Origin of the sequence: Streptosporangium minutum (assembly GCF_002149035.1) — a bacterium.
Classification (GTDB): Bacteria; Actinomycetota; Actinomycetes; order Streptosporangiales; family Streptosporangiaceae; genus Streptosporangium; species Streptosporangium minutum.
Genome location: NZ_NGFP01000042.1, coordinates 1 through 19444, shown reverse-complemented (window position 1 = coordinate 19444; position 19444 = coordinate 1). Strand labels below are relative to the sequence as shown.

Below are 19444 nucleotides of genomic sequence, written 5' to 3'. Positions count from 1 at the left end.
GACGCCGGAGCTCACCGGCCCGCCGGAGTGACGGAACAGGTGGTGTCGCCGGCGGGCAGGACGCCGTCGATCAGATAGCGGTTGACGGCTTTCTCGACGCAGGCGTTCCCGGGGGAGAAGAGTCCCCCGTACACGGTGTGGCGGAAGGCGCCACGCAAGGTGACCAGGCGGGAGCCGGTCAGGGCGCGGTGCGCGGCCTGCTGGCCCGGATAGGTGGCTGCCGGGTCGCCGGTGGCGCCCACCATCAGGACCGGGACGTCGTTGCGGACCCGGGTGGGGGGCTCGGCGGGAGTGGTCGGCCAGAACGAGCAAGGAGTGAGGTTGCGGGTCAGCGGGCCGAACAGGGGCTCGTCGGCGCGATGGGCCTGGATGTCGCGGTAGTAGGTCTCGGGGTCGCGGGAGGCGTCCCGGTCCGCGCACTGGATCGCGGTCTGGACGCTGGCGGATCCATCCGCGTCCGGGGACGACAGGCCGGTCAGGACCTGCTCCAGGACCGGGGTGGGGGTGACCGCGACGCCGCCGGCGGCGTCGCGGAGGACCTTGACGTCGGCGGCGAAGCTTGCGTACGCCTCGTCGCTGTCGCCGGCGGTGACGTTCCACAGGAGCTGGGGCAGGGTGCCGCTGTCGACGCGGTGGCGGCCGACCCGCAGCGGGCCGCGGGCGACGGCCCGGTTGATCCGGTCGACGGTGGCCAGGACCTCGGCGGGGGTGGCGCCCAGACGATGGCGGCCGTGGTGGCGGGCCGCCCAGGCCGCCCAGTCCTCCAGGACCGCGGTGGCGGCCGGTCCCGCCGTGCGTGTCAGGTCGGGGCCGAACAGGTCGGGGTTCAGGGCGCTGTCGAGAACGACCCGGTCGGCGCGGCGGGAGAACAGCTGCAGGTAGACCTCGCCCAGGTAGGTGCCGTAGGAGGAGCCGAGGTAGGACAGTTTCGGCTCGCCGAGGACGGCCCGGATCACGTCCATGTCCCGGGCGGTGTTGCGGGTGGAGGCGTGGGGCAGCACGTCCCGGTGAGCGGCGCAGCGGGCCGCCAGATCCTTGGCCAGCGCCACGCTCCGATCGAAGGTGCGCCGGTCCGATCCGGCGGAGCCGATGCCGACAGTGGGCCACTTGCAGTTCAGGGGGGTGCTGCGCCCGACGAAGCGGGGGTCCATCCCGATCAGGTCGTAGCGGGCCGCGACCGCGGGCTCGGCCTGCTTGACCTTGAGCGCGAGGTACGTCGCGGGAACGCCGGGGCCTCCGGGGTTGTACAGCAGCGCCCCCCGCCGGCGCCCGGGATCGGTGGCCTTCAGCCGGGACATCGCGACCTTGATGGTCCGCCCGCCCGGACGGCTGTAGTCCAGCGGCACGGTGACTTCGGCGCACTGGGCCTTCGCGTCGTCCAGTTCCTTGCCCATCGCGTCGTCCGGGCCGGTCTGGCAGCGATGCCAGGTGACCTCCTGCCGCTGGAACCGGGCCGCCCCGTCCTCCTGGGCACGGCCGCCGGCATCTGCCTGGGCCGTCCCGGACGCCGGCCGCACGCCGATCACGGCGGTGCCCGCCAGGGCCGCCATCACGACCCCGGCCACAGTCATCCTTCGTCCACGCATCGAATTCTCCTCTTGCCCTGTTTCTGGACACGACGGTTGCCTTGTTTCCGGACCTGACGGTCGTCCTGTTTCCGGACCTGACGGGTCCCGGCGGTTCCGGACCTGATGGGTCACGGCGGTTCCGGGCCCGACGGCACGGCGCGCGGGCGGCTCCCCGGCGGCCTGAACGGCCCGTGGAGATCACGGGCCGCACCGTCACGGGTACGAAGCTAGGCCGCACGGCCGGTCCGGCGCGTCAGTCCCCGGTCGGGGTTTCCGCGGCTGTGCGCGATCGCCGTGCGCTTTCGGGGGGCTGTCGGCCGCCCTACCTCTGACCAGCGGTTCCTTCGGGACGGAGCCGCGCCGGATATCCCATCCGGGGAATCCGTGTACGACTCCAGGCTGACGCGATCGCGGTCCGGCGGGCCTTCCGGTGAGCTCGCGGGAGGGCTCGCCGGTCATCTCGCGCGGGAGAGGACCCCGCCCTGCCGGTCGCCCGAAAGGCCGGGCCGGACGTGTCGTCCTCCAGCCGGAGCCGACTATGTTGGCGCCATGAACCGGGTCCCCACCCTTTTCGGCTCCGCACGGAGAGCGCGACCGGTACGGACCCTGCTGCGGTTGGGTGCGCGGCTCCCGCCGGTGGCGTTCGACGCCTCACTGGCGGCCGTGATCTTCCTTGGGAGCGTCGGCCTCACCGGCCAGGTCTACCGGGACCCTCCCGGAGCCCTGATCCTCCAGGCGGCCCTGTCGCTGCCCCTGGTGTGGCGGCGTCGCGCGCCCCTGGCGGTGTTCTTCGCGGTGGCCGCCGTGGCGTCCGTCCAGTGGCTCGCCGACGTCCAGTTGCTGACCGATGTGGCGCTGCTGGTGGCCCTGTACACGGTGGCCGCGCGTTCCACCTGGCACCGCACGCTCATGGCCGGGGCCGTCCTCGAAGCCGGCATCTTGCTGGCCTCCGCCCGCTGGGCGGCACCCGACGGGAGATTCCTCAGCTCAGCCGTCTTCCTGACCGCCGTGGCCGTCGCCGTCGCCGTCACCGGTACGAACGCGCGGATCCGGCGCGCCCACCTCGCTTCCCTGGAGGACCGCGCGGTCCGCCTGGAGCGCGAACGCGACCAGCGGGCCCGGCTCGCGGTGGCCGACGAACGGGCCCGTATCGCCCGAGAGATGCACGACATCGTCACCCACAACCTGTCCGTCATGGTCGCGCTCGCCGACGGCGCGGTCTTCGCGCAGCACCGCTCACCGGACAAGGCGACCACCGCCATGCACCAGATCTCCGGCACCGGGCGGCAGGCCCTCACCGACATGCAGCGCTCCCTCGGCGTCCTGCGGGCCGACGGACCGGACGCGCTGCGCCATCCGATGCCCGGCATCGCGCAGCTGGAGTCCCTCGCCGGCCAGATGCGCGCAGCCGGGCTGCCGACCCGCCTCGACCTGGAGGGCGATCCCATCCCCATCCCCGCCGCCGCACAGCTCACCGCCTACCGCCTGGTGCAGGAAGCCCTGACCAACGTCCTCAAGCACACGCCGCCCGGCACCCGCGCCGAGGTCCGGGTGCGCTGCTCGTCCGACGCCGTCACCATCGACGTCACCGACGACGGCCGCACCGCGCGGGCCCCCGGCCCACGCTCCGGACACGGCATCCCCGGCATGCGCGAACGCGCCGCCGCGTACGGCGGGACCCTGGACGCCGGCCCCCTTCCGGGCGGCGGCTGGCAGGTCTCGGCCACCCTCGACCTCGGCCCGGCCGGCGGCGACGCGTGACGATCCGCATCCTGCTCGCCGACGACGAACCCCTGCTCCGCATGGCGTTCACCATGGTCCTGGAAGCGCAGCCGGACATGGAAGTGGTCGGCGAGGCCGGGGACGGCGTCGAAGCCGTGCAGCTCGCACGGCGGTTCCGTCCCGACGTCGTCCTGATGGACGTACGCATGCCCGGCACCGACGGAATCGAGGCGACCGGCCGGATCGTCCGGCAGTGCCGGCAGACCCGGGTCCTCATCCTCACCACCTTCGACCTCGACGAGTACGCCTTCGCCGGTCTGAGGGCCGGAGCTTCCGGTTTCCTCCTCAAGAACGCCCTGCCCGAGGAACTGCTCGCGGCGATCCGGAACGTCGCCGCGGGCGACGCGGCGGTCTCGCCGCGGATCACCCGCCGCCTGCTGGAGAACTTCGCCCACCAGCTCCCCACCGGCGGCGTCCCGGCGAGCGACGAGCGCCTGGGACGGCTCACCCCCCGCGAGCGAGAGGTGCTCATCGAGGTGGCCCGCGGCCTGTCCAACACCGAGATCGCCGCCGGCCTGCACCTCGCGGAGGCCACGGTGAAGACGCATCTGGGCCGGATCCTGCTGAAGCTGGAGCTGCGCGACCGGGTGCAGGCCGTGGTCTTCGCCTACGAGGCCCGGCTCATCCGCCCGGCGTGAGGACGGCCGGGCCGCACCTGGACGCCCTCTGCCCCGAACGGCGTCCCTGCCCCGGGGCGCGAGGCCTTCTCCCGACCTCGCGCCCCGGGCCGGCGGGCCTCACGGCAGGCTCTGCTCCACCCAGACGACCTTGCCCTTGGGCGTCAGCCGGGAGCCCCACCGATGCGCGAGCCAGTTGATGAGGTGCAGCCCGCGGCCGGTGTCGTCCCCGCTGCCGGCCTCACGCATGACCGGCATCGCGAGGGAGCGGTCGGCCACCTCGCACACCAGCGTGGGACCGCGCAGCAGGCGCAGGCCGACCGTGCCCGAGCCGTGCTTGATGGCGTTGCTGACCAGCTCGCTGATCATGAGCTCGGTGGCGTCGGCGATCGAGTCCAGCCGCCACTCGGTCAGCGTGGCCCGGACGAAACGGCGCGCCTTGGAGGCGGAGCGGGGATCCGACGGGAAGTCGATCTCGACGATGTCGTCCTCGTCCAGCTCGCGCACCCTGGCCAGCAGGAGCGCGATGTCGTCGCGCTCGTGTCCCGGACGCTGCGCGCTGATCGTGAGATCGCACACCTCCTCCAGGTCCCGGTTCTGGCCGGCGAGCAGATCGCAGACCATGCCGATGCCCTCGTCGATGTCCCGCTCGCGGCTCTCCACCAGGCCGTCGGTGTAGAAGGCGAGGACGGCGTCGTGCGGGAGGACGAGCTCGCGCATCTCGACCGGCTCGTTGCCGATGCCCAGGGGGAGCCCCGGCGGCAGCTCCAGCAGCTCGGGCTTGCCGCCGGGCCGTACCAGGATCGGCGGCACGTGCCCCGCGGAGGCGAGCGCGCAGATCCGGGTGACCGGGTCGTAGGTGGCGTAGACGCACGTCGCGATCTGGGTGGCGTCCAGGTCCTGGCTCATCCGGTTGAGGCGGAACAGCACCTCGGCCGGGCTGAGGTCGAGACTGGCCAGCGTGCGGGCGGCCGTGCGCAGCTGGCCCATCGTGGCCGCCGCCCTGATGCCGTGCCCCATGACGTCGCCGACCACGAGGGCGACGCGGCAGCCGGGCAGCGGGATCACGTCGTACCAGTCGCCGCCCACCCCCACCAGGTCGCTCGCGGGCAGGTAGCGGGAGGCGATCGTCAGGCCCAGCGGCTGGTAGAGGTCGGCCGGGAGCAGGCTGCTCTGCAGGGTCAGCGCGGTACGGCGCTCGCGGTTGTAGAGCCGGGCGTTGTCCAGGCAGACCGCGGTCCTGGCCGCCAGCTCCTCGGCGAGGCCGATGTCCTGCTCCTCGAAGGGCTCGCTGTCGGGCCTGCGGGTGAAGACGACGAAGCCCAGCACCCGGCCGCGCGCCTTGAGCGGGACCACCAGGAAGGAGCTGTCCTCCAGCACCCTGGACACCGAGTCGCGCTTCCAGAACCGCCCGATCTCCTCGGCGGTCCGGCGCCCCAAGCGGGGATAGAGGATCGGGTTGCCGGTGGCCATGCACCTGGCGTAGGGCGTCCACGCCTCGTAGACCGCGACCTCGTCCACCGGGAACGCCCTGGCGTACTCGCCGGGTGCGGGATCGGACACGCCGACCGCGATCCGCCGCACCAGCGCCGTGCCGTCGGTGCTGCGCTGCGGGAACTCCCCGTCGGTCATGAGCCGGTCCTGCACCAGGATGCCCGCCGCGTCCGCGAAGCGCGGCACGGCGACGTCCATCAGCTCCCTGCCGGTCTCGAACATGTCCAGGGTGCTGCCGATCCGCTTGCTCGCCGCGTTGAGCAGGGAGAGCTGCTCGTTCATGGTGGCGGGGCTGCTCATCCGCGGTGCGGCCGCCGCGGGGTCCTTGGCGACGAAGCGGCGGTTCACGCGCTCCACCGGGGGGCCGGGACCGGGGTCCACCAGGTGTTGAGGCCGAGGTCCTCGGCGATGGCGTTGGCGCCGTTGTAGCCGGGGGCTCCGGAGACCGAGCCGCCGGGATGGCTGCTCGCGCCGCAGAGATAGAGGCCGGTGATCGGGGTGCGATACTGCCCGAGCTCGGGGACGGGCCGGTTGCCGCCCAGCTGAGCGGGCTCGTAGGCGCCGACGTGATGACTGCCGCGGACCATGTTGACGCAGTGCCGTTCTATGTCGAGTGGAGAGAAGACCCGTTTGCCGAGCACGGCGCCCCGGGCCAGGTTGGGGGCGTACTCCGACCATTCGGCGAGCAGCCGCTCGCCGACCTCCTCACGCTGCCGGTCCCAGTTCCCCGCGTCGCCGCCGAGGTCGTAGGGGGCCCACGGCCACCAGAAGGCCACGTGCTTGCCGTCCGGGGCGTAGGAGGGGTCGAACAGTGAGGGACAGGCGCCGTTGCCCGCCAGCCGGTCGGGCAGCCGCCCCTGGTGGATCTGGTCGAAGGTACGGCCGAGCTGCTCGCTGTCGTCGGCGCCCAGGACGACCAGGAAGGCCCGGTCCACATCGGGCTCGAACTCGGCCGCCAGGTAACGCGGCGCCTCGTCCAGCGCGAGGTGCAGGGTGACCAGGCTGTGCCCGGCCCACTTGTAGTCCTCGACCTTGGCCGCGACGTCGGCGCCGAAGTTCTCCGGGCCCGCCAGCCGTACCGTCTGGGGGGCGTCCACCGCGCTGGCCACGAACCGCCGCGCGCTGAGGACGTCGCCGGTGGCGAGCCTGACCCCGACGGCGCGGCCGTCGTCGACCAGGATCCGCTCGGCGTGCGCGCCGGTGACCACGATGCCGCCGTGCTCCTCGATGACGCCGCGCAGCGCGTTCGCGACGTTGACGGCGCCGCCCACGGGCACGCCGAGCCTGGCGATGCGGGAGAGCAGGCGCGGCAGGAAGCCGCCGGTCCCGGGCACGTTCTCGATCGAGATCGCGTGCAGGAAGGACTTGAACAGCACCCTGACCTGTTCGCTCTCGAAGTTCCTGTCCACCGCCTCGTACAGCGACAGCGGCATGTAGCTCAGCAGGTCCCGGCCCAGGTCGCCCTGGAGCCGTTCGGCGAGCACGGGCGGCGGCAGCGGTCTGGAATACAGGAAGCCGTTCATCAGGTCCCTGGCCGCCTCGGCGTAGCGCTCGTACAGCTCCAGCCACCGGTCGGCGTCGGCGCGGGAGAAGCGCGCGAAGGACTCGGCGGTGCGCTTGGGATCGGTGTAGACCGTGATCGCGCGGCCGTCCCGGAAGATCGTGGAGTGCTGGGTCTCGGGGTAGACGTAGCGCAGGCCGTACCGCTGGAGTTCGAGGTCGGCCGGGACCGGGCCCTCTTCCAGGAAGTGGTAGCTGCTGTGGGTGTTGTGCCGGAATCCGGGGAGGGTGAGCTCCTGGGTGCTGCAGCCTCCGCCCGCCTCGTCGTTGCGCTCGACGACCGCTATGGACAGGCCCGCCCTGGCGAGATAGGCGGCGCACGTGAGCCCGTTGTGACCGCCACCGATGATCACGCCGTCGAACCCCGTCACATTCTCCTCCAGTGCGACTTGACTGCCGTTCAGGAGAATCGTAAAGAATGATCTACGCCTGGGTCCGTGTTTGACGGAGATTCATCGATATTTCTTGATCTCAACCATATGGTCCCGATATGTGGCGTCACAGTCAAGATCGACCTGCCGATGCCCGTCTGGTGCCTCCCGCAGCCGCACGATCCCGCCGGCGGTCCGCCCCGGGGGAGCGGGAACCCCTCGCGCGATCCTCCGGACCGTCGCGCAGGATGGTGATCGTGACTCCTCGAAGGCTTTATCACGGCACCGGCCCAGGACCGATCACGCCGGACGGCTGCGCGGTCGACCACTACGCCATCCTCACCCCCAAGGGTGAGCCGGAACACATCCACGCGGCGATCCCCGAGGGGGCGTCCATCCTGGAGCTCGGTGCGGGCGCGGGACGGATCACCCACAGCCTCCTGGCACTCGGGCACGAGGTGGTCGCCGTGGACGAGTCGCCGGAGATGCTCGCGCACATCAAGGGGACCGAGACGGTCTGCTCGTCCATCCAGACGCTGGCGCTCCACAGGAGGTTCGACGTCGTCCTGCTCATGTCGTTCGTGATCGAGACGGCCGACGACGGACTCCGCCGGGCGTTCCTGCGCACCTGCCGGGAGCACGTCGCCGACGACGGGTGCGTGATCCTGCAGCGTCAGCCCCCCGAGTGGTACGACACGGTCCAGCCTTTCGAGCGGGACGGCGGCGACGGCCGTGTCGTCCGCCTGGCCGAGGTCGTCCGGCCCGAGCCCCATCTCCTCGACCTCACCCTGGAATACACGGTGGGGGAGCGGAAATGGACCCACTCCTACCTCAGCAGGCGCCTTGACGACGACTTCCTGGAGGCGGAACTCGGCGAGGCGGGCCTGACGATGTCCGGATTCCTGAACGGCGACCGGGGATGGGTGCGCGCGGTGCCGCGCTGACGGCCCACCGCCCGGGAGGGCGTCGTCCTGCCGGTGCGCGAGCAAGGACCGGGACGAGGCCACCGCTCGGGCAGGCCCTCACAAAGGCGCGAGGCCACCGGCACAGAAACCATCGGGCACGCCAGGGGAACGGAAGATCGTAAAGTTTTAGGGAAAAGCAGAAGGCCAGGTCTCCCGGTATCGGTTGACCTGGCCTTCTGCCATCTGAGCGGACGACGGGAATCGAACCCGCGTAGCCAGTTTGGAAGACTGGGGCTCTACCATTGAGCTACGTCCGCGCGAGCCGGTGTCAGTCTGGTCTAGACTTCATCCGGTCGTCAGGGCGTAATCGTACCGGAGTTCCGGAGCGAGCGCGTACCCGACGGACCGGGGTGTGGCGCAGTTTGGTAGCGCACCTGCTTTGGGAGCAGGGGGCCGCAGGTTCAAATCCTGTCACCCCGACACGTAATACGAGCTAGAGGCCGTCTCCGATTTCCGGAGGCGGCCTTTTCCGTTCTCCGGGCGGCGGATCGCATGGCCGGAAACGGCAGTTCGGCGGGGGTCAGCGGCGGGTCATGCGGCGAGACGCTGTGAGAAGGAGGGGGATGTGCGGGAAGGCTCGGTGGAGGGCCCTGCGCGGGCGGAGCGTGCCGGGAGCTTTACGGGAGCGGCCGTACGGCGAGCGGATCAGTCGGTGCCGCTGAAAAGGGCCCAGACGGCCTTGCCGCCGCGGTCGAGGTGGTCCCAGCCCCAGCACTGGCTGTAGGTCTCCACGATGTAGAGGCCCCTGCCGTTCTCGGAGATGAAGTCCGGCTCCTTGGGGGTGGGGACCTCGTCGCTGGGGTCGGCCACGGCGAGCAGCACGTGGGGCGACAGGTGCAGCAGCATCAGGGTGATCGGGGTGGCCTCGACCTGACTGGCCGGGCACAGTGCGTAACGGACAGCGTTCGTCACCAGTTCCGAAACCACTAGCGCTGCGTCATCACTCAGTTCCGACAGACCCCAGTCGCTCAGTGTCGATCGGGTCACATCCCGGGCGGTCTTCACGGAATCGGCCTGTCGGGGGAGCGGACACGCCGTGGCGTCGGAGTGGTTGGCCCCGAGCAGCTCGTCGAAGCCGACCTCGCGAGTCGCCTGCAGGTAGTCGGCAGCCGATTTTGGCTCCTCCACCATCCTGCCGGTACCTCCCGCTGTCATCGTGAGTCTCCGTGCCAGTTGTGAGTTTTCAGAGCCTGTGCACCATAAGCCCAATATGCACTAGGCCATCATGGGTCACCGGAACGCCCGCTGCAAGACCCAAATGCACGTGCAGTTGCAATGTGCAGCAGCATGGGCAGTTACGACAGGAAGTTGGCGAATCGGACACGGTGTTGAGACCTTGTCATCGAGGCCGGAAGTGGTGACACTGTGTGCGCTGGCCCAAGTGAAGAGGGAGGCGAAGTGACGCAGGTTCAACAGGGATCAGGTCCCACAGCTCTGCGTATCCTTTTGGGCTCCCAACTGCGCCGGCTGCGCGAGACCAAGGGTCTGTCACGGGAAGAGGCCGGCCACCTGATCCGGGGCTCCGAATCCAAGATCAGCAGGATGGAGCTCGGACGGGTCGGCCTGAGAGAGCGCGATGTCGCCGACCTTCTCACCTTCTACGGGGTGGAGGACGAGGCGGCCCGTTCGGCGGTGATGGACCTCCTGCTCAGGGCCAACGAGCCCGGCTGGTGGCACCGGTTCAACGACCTGCTGCCCTCGTGGTTCCAGACCTACGTCGGCCTGGAGGAGGCGGCGTCCCGGATCCGCACCTACGAGGTGCAGTTCGTGCCGGGCCTGCTCCAGACGGAGGAGTACGCCAAGGCGGTCATCACCGCGGGGAGCGCCGGAGTCGCCCCCGAGGAGATCGTTCGCCGCGTCGACCTGCGGATGGAGCGCCAGCAGGTGCTCGACCGGCCCGACGGGCCGTTCTTCTGGGCGGTCATCGACGAGGCGGCCCTGCGGCGTCCCATCGGAGGCTCCGAGGTGATGCGGGCCCAGCTGGAACACCTGCTGGACCTCATGCGCCGGCCCAACATCACGATTCAGGTGATGCCGTTCAGCTTCGGCGGCCACAGCGCGGAGGGCGGGGCCTTCAGCGTGTTGCGCTTCCAGGACCAGGAGCTCCCCGACGTGGTCTACGTCGAGCAGCTCGCCAGCGCCCTCTACCTGGACAAACGAGAGGAAGTCGACCGCTACAGCGAGGTCATGGAGCGGTTGTGCGCGGTCAGCACCACCCCGGGTGAGACCACCGACATCCTGAGGCGCATCATCAAGGAGAACTGAACAAGCAGCGGTCGCTCCGAGGTGTAGGTCTGCCCTAGACTGGCCAGCGGCGCTGGACACCCGCCACAGTGGAGCATGCCCTAATCTCGCATGTCTCGACGGCTGTGCCCGGTGCCGCTCATGTGGGCGCGGCGCGCGAGCTTGCCGCGGTAGCCGTACGACTTGACGCGCCCGCGATCACTCGAAGCTTGATCAAGGAGACCACCCCGTGAAGACCGCTGTGGAGGAGCTCAGCCCGACTCGGGTCAAGCTCACTGTCGAGGTGCCGTTCGAGGAGCTCGGCGAGAGCCTGCAGGCGGCGTACAAGAAGGTCGCGCAGCAGGTGCGCGTTCCCGGCTTCCGCCCCGGCAAGGTTCCGGCCCGGATCATCGAGCAGCGTTTCGGCCGCGCGGTGGTGCTGGAGGAGACCCTCAACGACGCCGTGCCGAAGCTGTACGGCCAGGCCGTCGACGCGAGCGACATCTTCCCGGTCAGCCAGCCGGAGATCGAGGTCACCAAGATCGAGGACGGCGAGCAGGTCGAGTTCACCGCCGAGGTGGACATCCGCCCGAACTTCGACGTTCCCGACTTCCAGGGCCTCGAAGTGACCGTCCCGGTCGCCGAGGTGTCCGACGAGGACGTCGACGCCCAGCTGGACGGCCTGCGCCAGCGCTTCGCGACGCTGACCGGCGTCGAGCGCGCCGCCGCCAACGGCGACTACGTCGTCATGGACCTCGCCGCCGCGATCGACGGTGTGAACATCGAGGAGCAGCAGGCCAACGACGTCTCCTACGAGGTCGGCGCCGGCTCGGTGCTGCAGGGCCTGGACGACGCGCTGGTCGGCATGTCCGCCGGTGACACCAAGGAGTTCACCACGAGCCTGGTCGGCGGCGAGAACGCCGGCGAGGAGGCCGTGGTCACCATCACCATCAAGAGCGTCAAGGAGAAGGTCCTCCCTGAGCTCGACGACGAGTTCGCCCAGCTTGCCAGCGAGTTCGACAGCCTCGACGAGCTCAAGGACAGCATCCGGGAGCAGGCCCGTCGCAACAAGCTGATCGACCAGGTCGTCCAGGCCCGCGAGAACGCCCTGGACGCCCTCCTCGCCAAGATCGACATTCCGCTGCCGGAGAGCGCGCTCAAGGCCGAGGTCGACAGCCGCAAGCACAACCTCGAGCACCAGATCTCCGAGAGTGGCCTGAGCAAGGAGGCGTACTTCCGCCTCTACCAGACCACCGAGGAGGAGCGTTACGCCGAGTTCGACGACAACGCCGCCAAGGCGCTCAAGACCGGCTTCGTCCTCGACAAGATCGTCAAGGCCGAGGAGCTCGGTGTCAGCGAGCAGGAGCTGACCAACTTCGTGGTGCGCCGCGCCATGCAGATGAACGTCGCCCCGAACACGCTCGCCCAGCACCTCGCCGACAACGACCAGCTCACGCTGGCCATGGTCGAGATCGTCCGGGACAAGGCCAAGAGTGTCGTCGGTGACGCCGCGAAGGTGACCGACGAGGCCGGCAACGAGGTGGACCTCAAGGCCATCTACACCGAGATCAACGGTGAGGAGCCCGCCGAGGAGGACGCCGAGGAGTCGGTTGAGGACTCGGCTGACAAGCCCGCCGAGGCCGAGGCCGCCAAGTAGGCTCCGCCGCGACGCGCCCGACGCCCCCCGACGTGCCCGGCACGGCGGGGGGCCTCGTCGTTTCCCGGTGCCGCCTCTTCCCGCCCCGGTGAGGGGGCGGGCGCCGTCTGGACGGCGCTGAGGGGCCGCGAGCCGTACCCGAGGACGGTACTCGCCCCGGGAAACGGCTGTTCCGCGCCCGGGACCCGGCGTCGACACGCTGGCCGGCCCGGGCGGAAACTGGTCCCGAGGGGTCGTGCGAAAGAGCTTGGGACGGGGTGACGAGCATGCGCCGTCAGCGAACAGCACTCGGAGGGGGCATGTCCGGTGGGCGGCGCGCGTTAAGGTCACAAGCAAAGCCAATCGATTACGACGCATCGGAAGGTGACGCTGTGACCAGCCCGCCGACCTTCTACCAGCCGACCGGCTCCGGGCCCGAGTCGATGAGCCAGCCGAACGGCTCGTTCAGGCTCGAAGACCAGCTCTACCAGCGGCTGCTGCGTGAGCGCATCATCGTGCTGGGCACCCAGGTCAACGACGAGATCGCCAACCGAATCTGCGCCGAGCTGCTCCTGCTCGCCGCGGACGACCCGGACCGGGACATCTGGCTCTACATCAACTCGCCAGGCGGATCGGTGACCGCCGGTATGGCGATCTACGACATGATGGAATACGTGCCGAACAATGTGTGCACGGTCGCGATGGGTCTGGCCGCTTCCATGGGCCAGTTCCTGCTCTGCGCCGGCGAGAAGGGCAAGCGTTACGCCCTGCCGCACGCCCGCATCATGATGCACCAGCCATCCGGAGGCATCGGCGGTACCGCCGCCGACATCGCCATCCAGGCGGAGCAGATGCTCTACGTCAAGAAGACTCTTGCCGAGCGCATCGCCTTCCACACCGGTCAGCCGCTCGACCAGATCGAGGCCGACTCTGACCGCGACCGCTGGTTCACGGCGGAAGAGGCCAAGGACTACGGCTTCATCGACCAGGTCGTCCGTAGCGCGCGGCAGGTGCCCTCCACGGGCGCCGTCTCCTGAAGGGGCACAAGGTGAGTGAGTTGATCCGGCCGGGAGACATCAACGGCCGTTATGTTCTTCCCTCCTTCGTCGAGCGCACGTCCTACGGCGTCAAGGAGATGAACCCGTACAACAAGCTGTTCGAGGACCGCATCATCTTCCTCGGCGTGCAGGTGGACGACGCGTCGGCCAACGACGTCATGGCCCAGCTGCTGACGTTGGAGTCCCTCGACCCCGACCGTGACATCAGTGTCTACATCAACTCGCCGGGCGGGTCGTTCACCGCCATGATGGCGATCTACGACACGATGCAGTTCGTCCGGCCGGAGATCCAGACCGTCTGTCTCGGGCAGGCGGCCTCGGCCGCGGCGATCCTGCTGGCCGGCGGTACGGCCGGCAAGCGGTTCGCCCTGCCGAACGCCCGCATGCTGATCCACCAGCCCTCCACCGAGGGCGGCGGCCAGGGAAGCGACATCGAGATCCAGGCGCGGGAGATCCTGCGCATGCGTTCGCAGATGGAGACGATCCTGGCCCGGCACTCGGGCAAGACACCCGCCGAGGTCCGCAAGGACATCGAGCGCGACAAGATCCTCGATGCCGAGGAGGCCAAGGCGTACGGGCTGATCGACGACATCATCCCGTCCCGCAAGAAGCTGGCCAAGGCCATAGCCTCTTAATGAGGCCTATCGCACCGGAACGGTGCCCAATTGGGCACGTTCCGGTGCGACTCGCCGCTAGGGGGCTCACTGAGGGCTCAGAAGACGGTAACGTCGAAACCTGAGCGGGATGACTTTTCGTACCGGGTATCGGGCCGGTCGGAAGAAACGGACCGCGGCAGCCAGAGCGGTCCCACGCAAAGGAGTATCTGGGGTGGCACGCATCGGCGACGGGGGAGACCTGCTGAAGTGCTCTTTCTGTGGGAAGAGCCAGAAGCAAGTCAAGAAGCTCATCGCCGGACCCGGCGTATACATCTGCGATGAGTGCATCGATCTCTGCAACGAGATCATCGAAGAGGAGCTCAGCGAGTCCTCGGAGCTCAAGTGGGACAGTCTGCCCAAGCCGAGGGAGATCTACGAGTTCCTCGACGCCTACGTCATCGGTCAGGACCAGGCGAAGAAGGCACTCTCGGTGGCGGTGTACAACCACTACAAGCGGGTGCAGTCCGGTGAGCGCGGGCGTGACGACGGCATCGAACTGTCCAAGTCCAACATCCTGCTCCTGGGCCCGACCGGATCCGGCAAGACACTGCTCGCCCAGACGTTGGCGAAGATGCTGAACGTGCCGTTCGCCATCGCCGACGCCACCGCCCTGACGGAGGCGGGCTACGTGGGCGAGGACGTCGAGAACATACTTCTCAAGCTGATCCAGGCCGCTGACTACGACGTCAAGAAGGCCGAGACCGGCATCATCTACATCGACGAGGTGGACAAGATCGCTCGTAAGAGCGAGAACCCCTCGATCACCAGGGACGTCTCCGGTGAGGGCGTGCAGCAGGCCCTGTTGAAGATACTGGAGGGCACCACGGCGAGCGTGCCGCCGCAGGGCGGGCGCAAGCATCCCCACCAGGAGTTCATCCAGATCGACACCACCAACGTGCTGTTCATCTGCGGTGGCGCCTTCGCGGGCCTCGAAAAGATCATCGAGTCCCGGGTCGGCAGGAAGGGCATCGGCTTCAACGCCATCATCCACTCCAAGGAGGACGTCGACTCCTCCGACATCTTCGGTGACGTCATGCCCGAGGATCTGCTGAAGTTCGGCATGATCCCCGAGTTCGTCGGCCGTCTTCCGGTGATCACCAGCGTGCACAACCTCGACCGTGACGCGCTCATCCAGATCCTCACCGAGCCGCGCAACGCCCTGGTGAAGCAGTACCGGCGCCTGTTCGAGCTGGACAACGTCGAGCTGGAGTTCACCGACGACGCCCTGGAGGCCATCGCCGACCAGGCGATCCTGCGCGGCACCGGCGCGCGTGGCCTGCGGGCCATCCTGGAGGAGGTTCTCCTGTCGGTGATGTACGAGGTGCCCTCCCGCCAGGATGTGGCCCGTGTCGTCATCACCCGCGAGTCGGTGCTGGAGCACGTCAACCCGACGCTCGTGCCGCGTGACCAGCTCAACAAGCAGCAGCGGCCGCCGCGGGAGAAGTCCGCGTAACCCGTCCGCACGGCGACGCCCCCGCAGAGTCACTCTGCGGGGGCGTCGCCGTCTCCGCCGGCACGGCCCGCCCCCACCTGACCGGATCAGCCTGTGAGCGGCGAGAGGGCGGGCGTCTCAGCGGGAGGGGGCGGAGGAGCGGATGAGAGTGCTGGCCCGCACCGAGTTGTGCACGGTGAAGGCGACGGCGTCGCCGAGATAGCGGTCGTCGGACCACTCCAGCGGGCGGTTGTCCGGGTCGGTGGTACGGCGGAGCTCGCGCAGCAGGGCGCTGTGGGGGCGGACGCCGAGCAGCCGGGCGTCCTCGGCCTCGGCTGTGATCGCGCTGACGGTGTGCTCGGCGTGGGCGAACACCACGCCGAGCTCCTCCAGCCGGGCGGTGACGGACTCGTCGCCGGCGTCGGCGGCGATCCCGCCGACGAGGGCGCCGATCCGTTCCACGTAGGCGGTGCGCTCCACCATCACCGGCCGGCCGGACAGCAGCCGGACACGGGTCAGGTGGTAGATCCGGGTGCCGGGAGAGAGCTCCAGCCGCTCGGCCTCCAGATCCGTCGGCTCGCGCCGGACCAGCTCCACCATCCGGACGCCCGGGGTCTCGCCGATCGACGCCGCCCACCGGGAGAAGCTGTGCAACTGGCTGAAGCTCTGCCTGAGGGCCGGCCCCAGGACCAGCCGCCGGGTGCCCTTGCGCGAGGAGATCAGCCCATCGGCCGCGAGCACGGTGAACGCCTGACGGACGGTCCCCCGCGCAGCCCCGTGCCGCTCTGCCAGCTCGCTCTCCGACGGCAGCCGAGAGCCCGGCGGGTAGGTCCCGTTGGCGATGCCCGCACGTAGTTCGTCGGCAAGCCGCCGGTAAAGAGTCGACATGTATGGATAAGCTAGAAGATGTATAGACACCTTTCAAGTCTTGAGACCATGGGACATCGACCACCCGGACGTCCCTAGAATTGGACATCGTGACGACGCCAGAGCTGCCTACCCAGTACACGCCCGCCGACGTGGAGACCCGGAGCTACGAGCGCTGGGTGTCGGAGGGATATTTCACCGCGGACCCGAGCAGCGAGCGCGAGCCGTACAGCATCGTCCTGCCCCCGCCGAACGTGACCGGTGTCCTGCACATCGGCCACGCCCTCGACCACTCCATCCAGGACGCGCTGACCCGCCGCGCCCGCATGCGCGGCCAGGAGACGCTCTGGCTGCCGGGTATGGACCACGCCGGCATCGCCACTCAGAACGTCGTCGAGCGTGAGATCGCCAAGGACGGCCTGTCCCGGCACGACCTGGGCCGGGAGGACTTCGTCGGGCGTGTGTGGCAGTGGAAGGAGGAGTCCGGCGGCCGGATCCTCGGCCAGATGAGGAAGCTCGGCGACGGCGTCGACTGGTCGCGCGAGCGCTTCACCATGGATCCCGGGCTCTCCCGCGCCGTCCAGACGATCTTCAAGAAGCTCTTCGACGACGGGCTCATCTACCGCGCCGAGCGCATCATCAACTGGTGCCCGCGCTGCCTGACCGCGCTGTCGGACATCGAGGTGGAGCACAGCGAGGACGAGGGGGAGCTCGTCTCGATCCGGTACGGCGACGGCGACGACTCCATCGTCGTCGCGACCACCCGTGCCGAGACCATGCTCGGTGACACCGCCGTGGCCGTCCACCCGTCCGACGAGCGTTACGCGCACCTGATCGGCCGAGAGGTGGAGCTCCCGCTCACCGGGCGCCGGATCCCGGTCGTGGCCGACGAGCACGTCGACCCCGCCTTCGGCACCGGCGCGGTCAAGGTCACCCCGGCGCACGACCCGAACGACTTCGAGATCGGCCGTCGCCACTCGCTGCTGTCCATCACGGTCATGGACGAGCGAGGCGTGGTCACCGCCCACGGCCCGTTCCAGGGACTGGACCGCTTCGAGGCCCGGCCCGCGGTCGTGGCCGCCCTGCGCCAGCAGGGCCGGATCGTCGCGGAGAAGCGGCCCTACCTCCACTCGGTCGGCCACTGCTCGCGCTGCAAGACCGTGGTGGAGCCCCGGCTCTCACTGCAGTGGTTCGTCAACGTCTCCCCGCTGGCCAAGGCCGCCGGTGACGCGGTCCGCGACGGCCAGACGAGGGTCCACCCGCCGGAGCTGGCCAAGCGCTACTTCGACTGGGTCGACGACATGCACGACTGGTGCATCTCCCGGCAGCTGTGGTGGGGCCACCGGATCCCGGTCTGGTACGGCCCGGCCGGCGAGGTCGTCTGCGTCGGGCCGGACGAGGAGCCGCCCGCCGGTTACGTCCAGGACCCGGACGTCCTCGACACCTGGTTCTCCTCCGGCCTGTGGCCCTTCTCCACCCTGGGCTGGCCGGACAAGACACCGGAGCTGGACAAGTTCTATCCGACCTCCGTCCTGGTCACCGGCTACGACATCCTGTTCTTCTGGGTCGCCAGGATGATGATGTTCGGCCTGTACGCGATGGACGGCCGGCCTCCGTTCCGTACGGTGGCCCTGCACGGCATGGTCCGCGACCAGTACGGCAAGAAGATGTCGAAGTCGTTCGGCAACGTGGTGGACCCGCTTGACTGGGTCGAGCGCTTCGGGGCCGACGCCACCCGCTTCACGCTGCTGCGCGGCGCCAACCCCGGCTCCGACGTGGCGATCAGCGAGGAGTGGGCCGGAGGCTCCCGCAACTTCTGCAACAAGATCTGGAACGCCACGCGCTTCGCGCTGATGAACGGCGCCGCGGTCGGCGAGCTCCCGGTCGAGGAGCTGACCGCGGCCGACAGGTGGATCCTGTCCCGGCTCCAGGAGATCGTCGCGTCGGTGGACGCGGCCTTCGAGGACTTCGAGTTCGCCAAGGTCTCCGACCTGCTGTACCACTTCGCCTGGGATGAGGTCTGCGACTGGTACGTGGAGCTCGCCAAGATCCAGATCGCCTCGGGCCAGGAGCACACCCGGCTCGTGCTGGGCCACGTCTTCGACTCGCTCCTGCGGCTGCTCCATCCGCTGGTGCCGTTCGTGACCGAAGAACTGTGGCGAGCGGTCACCGGAGGCGAGTCGATCGTCGTCGCCCCGTGGCCGACGGTCCAGGAGTCGTTGCGCGACCCCTCGGCCGAGGAGGAGGTCCTCGCCGTCCAGGGGCTGGTCACCGAAGTCCGCAGATTCCGCTCCGATCAGGGCCTCAAGCCCGGTCAGCGGGTCGCCGCGCGCCTGTCCCTGACCGGTACGGCTCTCTCCTCGCACGAGGGCGCGATCCGATCGCTCCTCCGGCTCGATCAGCCGTCGGAATCCTTCGCCGCCACCGCCCGCCTCGATGTGGGCGGGATCGTCGTGGAGATCGACACGGCAGGGACGATCGACGTGGCGGCCGAGCGCAAGCGCCTGGAGAAGGACCTCGCCGTGGCGCGGAAGGAGGCCGCCCAGGTGGCGGCCAAGCTCGGCAACGAACAGTTCATGTCGAAGGCGCCTGACGACGTGGTGACCAAGGTCCGGGCCCGTGCGGCTCAGGCCGACCAGGACATCACGCGGCTGGCCGCCCAGCTGGCCGCGCTCCCCGCCGGCTGAGCACGCGTCCGAGGCGCGTTCTTGATCGGGAGCCCGGAGTCCGTTGACTCCGGGCTCCCGCGTTTGGGAGCCCCTGGCCCAGGGAAGACCTAGTTGTTACCGCGAAGTGGGTCATGGCAGCCCGAGTGGACTGCTAGAGTTCATCAAGCAGGACGAGCTCCTGCACTCCCCTCTAAAAGATCACCGAGAATCCGGTTCTGTCTGAACGGTTGGACAAGGCCTGAATGTCGGAGTAAGTTAGAAGGGTTGCTCCGGAGACGGGGCGGTCGGAATTCCGGTAAGACCAGCTAGATCAAGTCAAGTGGCTCCGAACGGGCCGGTTTGACACGAAAAAGCGGGCCTGAAAGAATAAAGACACAACGGAACGAACGAAACGCACCGGACGCCGGGCCAGTTGGCCGGGAAGATGGAGAACGCGTCCGTTGCTTGAGAACTCAACAGTGTGTTAAAAGCCAGTGCATGAAGCACAACCCCGTCCAACCCGCCTTCGGTGGGGGACGGATTCCTTTGGTTGATACATCCGACGCG

Annotated in this window: 14 protein-coding genes and 2 tRNA genes; 10 read left to right on the top strand and 6 right to left on the bottom strand. The window is 69.1% G+C overall.

What is annotated here, in order from left to right:
- Positions 1-11: 11 nt before the first annotated feature.
- The gene (locus CA984_RS12030) at positions 12-1586 is read right to left on the bottom strand and encodes an alpha/beta hydrolase (RefSeq protein WP_086571290.1); all 1575 of its coding nucleotides are present in this window, start codon (positions 1584-1586) and stop codon (positions 12-14) included.
- A 531-nt stretch (positions 1587-2117) separates the two neighbouring features.
- Here CA984_RS12030 and CA984_RS12025 point away from each other — a divergent pair.
- Both CA984_RS12025 and CA984_RS12020 read left to right on the top strand, forming a co-directional pair.
- Positions 2118-3329, top strand: a complete 1212-nt coding sequence (locus CA984_RS12025; protein WP_086571288.1) for a sensor histidine kinase — start codon at positions 2118-2120, stop codon at positions 3327-3329.
- Entirely contained in the window at positions 3326-3988 is a 663-nt protein-coding gene (locus CA984_RS12020; RefSeq protein WP_086571286.1) for a response regulator, read from the top strand. Before CA984_RS12025 ends, CA984_RS12020 begins: the two co-directional genes overlap by 4 nt.
- 99 nt (positions 3989-4087) lie before the next feature.
- On the opposite strand, the gene CA984_RS12015 is transcribed toward CA984_RS12020, so the two are convergent.
- Complete coding sequence (locus tag CA984_RS12015; RefSeq protein ID WP_086571338.1) at positions 4088-5809, bottom strand: ATP-binding SpoIIE family protein phosphatase; 1722 nt, start codon at positions 5807-5809, stop codon at positions 4088-4090.
- On the bottom strand, positions 5806-7392 hold the full coding sequence (locus CA984_RS12010) for a phytoene desaturase family protein (RefSeq protein WP_086571285.1): 1587 nt from the start codon (positions 7390-7392) through the stop codon (positions 5806-5808). Before CA984_RS12010 ends, CA984_RS12015 begins: the two co-directional genes overlap by 4 nt.
- A 257-nt stretch (positions 7393-7649) precedes the next feature.
- Between CA984_RS12010 and CA984_RS12005 the strand changes: the two genes are divergently transcribed.
- Positions 7650-8336: a class I SAM-dependent methyltransferase gene (locus CA984_RS12005; protein WP_207620830.1), complete on the top strand. Its 687-nt coding sequence runs from the start codon at positions 7650-7652 to the stop codon at positions 8334-8336.
- Between the two features lie 207 nt (positions 8337-8543).
- On the opposite strand, the gene CA984_RS12000 is transcribed toward CA984_RS12005, so the two are convergent.
- Positions 8544-8614: transfer RNA gene (locus tag CA984_RS12000), tRNA-Gly, on the bottom strand.
- A gap of 89 nt (positions 8615-8703) precedes the next feature.
- On the opposite strand from CA984_RS12000, the gene CA984_RS11995 reads away from it, so the two are divergent.
- Positions 8704-8777 (top strand) — tRNA-Pro (locus CA984_RS11995).
- A gap of 225 nt (positions 8778-9002) precedes the next feature.
- Here CA984_RS11995 and CA984_RS11990 read toward each other — a convergent pair.
- On the bottom strand, positions 9003-9488 hold the full coding sequence (locus CA984_RS11990; RefSeq protein WP_086571280.1) for an ATP-binding protein: 486 nt from the start codon (positions 9486-9488) through the stop codon (positions 9003-9005).
- A 267-nt stretch (positions 9489-9755) separates the two neighbouring features.
- Here CA984_RS11990 and CA984_RS11985 point away from each other — a divergent pair, with 267 nt between their 5' ends.
- The 5 genes from CA984_RS11985 (at position 9756) to clpX (ending at position 15383) form a co-directional block, all read left to right on the top strand.
- Positions 9756-10622 carry a helix-turn-helix domain-containing protein gene (locus CA984_RS11985; RefSeq protein WP_086571278.1) on the top strand — a complete coding sequence of 289 codons (867 nt, stop codon included), beginning with the start codon at positions 9756-9758 and terminating at the stop codon, positions 10620-10622.
- Between the two features lie 208 nt (positions 10623-10830).
- Entirely contained in the window at positions 10831-12237 is a 1407-nt protein-coding gene (gene tig / locus CA984_RS11980; RefSeq protein ID WP_086571276.1) for a trigger factor, read from the top strand.
- A gap of 371 nt (positions 12238-12608) precedes the next feature.
- The gene (locus CA984_RS11975; protein ID WP_012893708.1) at positions 12609-13253 is read left to right on the top strand and encodes a ClpP family protease; all 645 of its coding nucleotides are present in this window, start codon (positions 12609-12611) and stop codon (positions 13251-13253) included.
- Positions 13254-13264: 11 nt separating this feature from the next.
- Positions 13265-13909, top strand: coding sequence for an ATP-dependent Clp protease proteolytic subunit (locus tag CA984_RS11970; RefSeq protein ID WP_012893707.1), 645 nt, complete (start codon positions 13265-13267; stop codon positions 13907-13909).
- A 193-nt stretch (positions 13910-14102) separates the two neighbouring features.
- Positions 14103-15383: an ATP-dependent Clp protease ATP-binding subunit ClpX gene (clpX, locus tag CA984_RS11965; RefSeq protein WP_012893706.1), complete on the top strand. Its 1281-nt coding sequence runs from the start codon at positions 14103-14105 to the stop codon at positions 15381-15383.
- A gap of 117 nt (positions 15384-15500) precedes the next feature.
- Here clpX and CA984_RS11960 read toward each other — a convergent pair whose 3' ends face one another.
- A complete protein-coding gene (locus CA984_RS11960) occupies positions 15501-16250 on the bottom strand; it encodes a GntR family transcriptional regulator (protein ID WP_086571274.1) in 750 nt (249 codons plus the stop codon).
- Positions 16251-16330: 80 nt separating this feature from the next.
- Between CA984_RS11960 and CA984_RS11955 the strand changes: the two genes are divergently transcribed.
- A complete protein-coding gene (locus CA984_RS11955) occupies positions 16331-18916 on the top strand; it encodes a valine--tRNA ligase (RefSeq protein ID WP_086571272.1) in 2586 nt (861 codons plus the stop codon).
- Positions 18917-19444 lie beyond the last annotated feature (528 nt).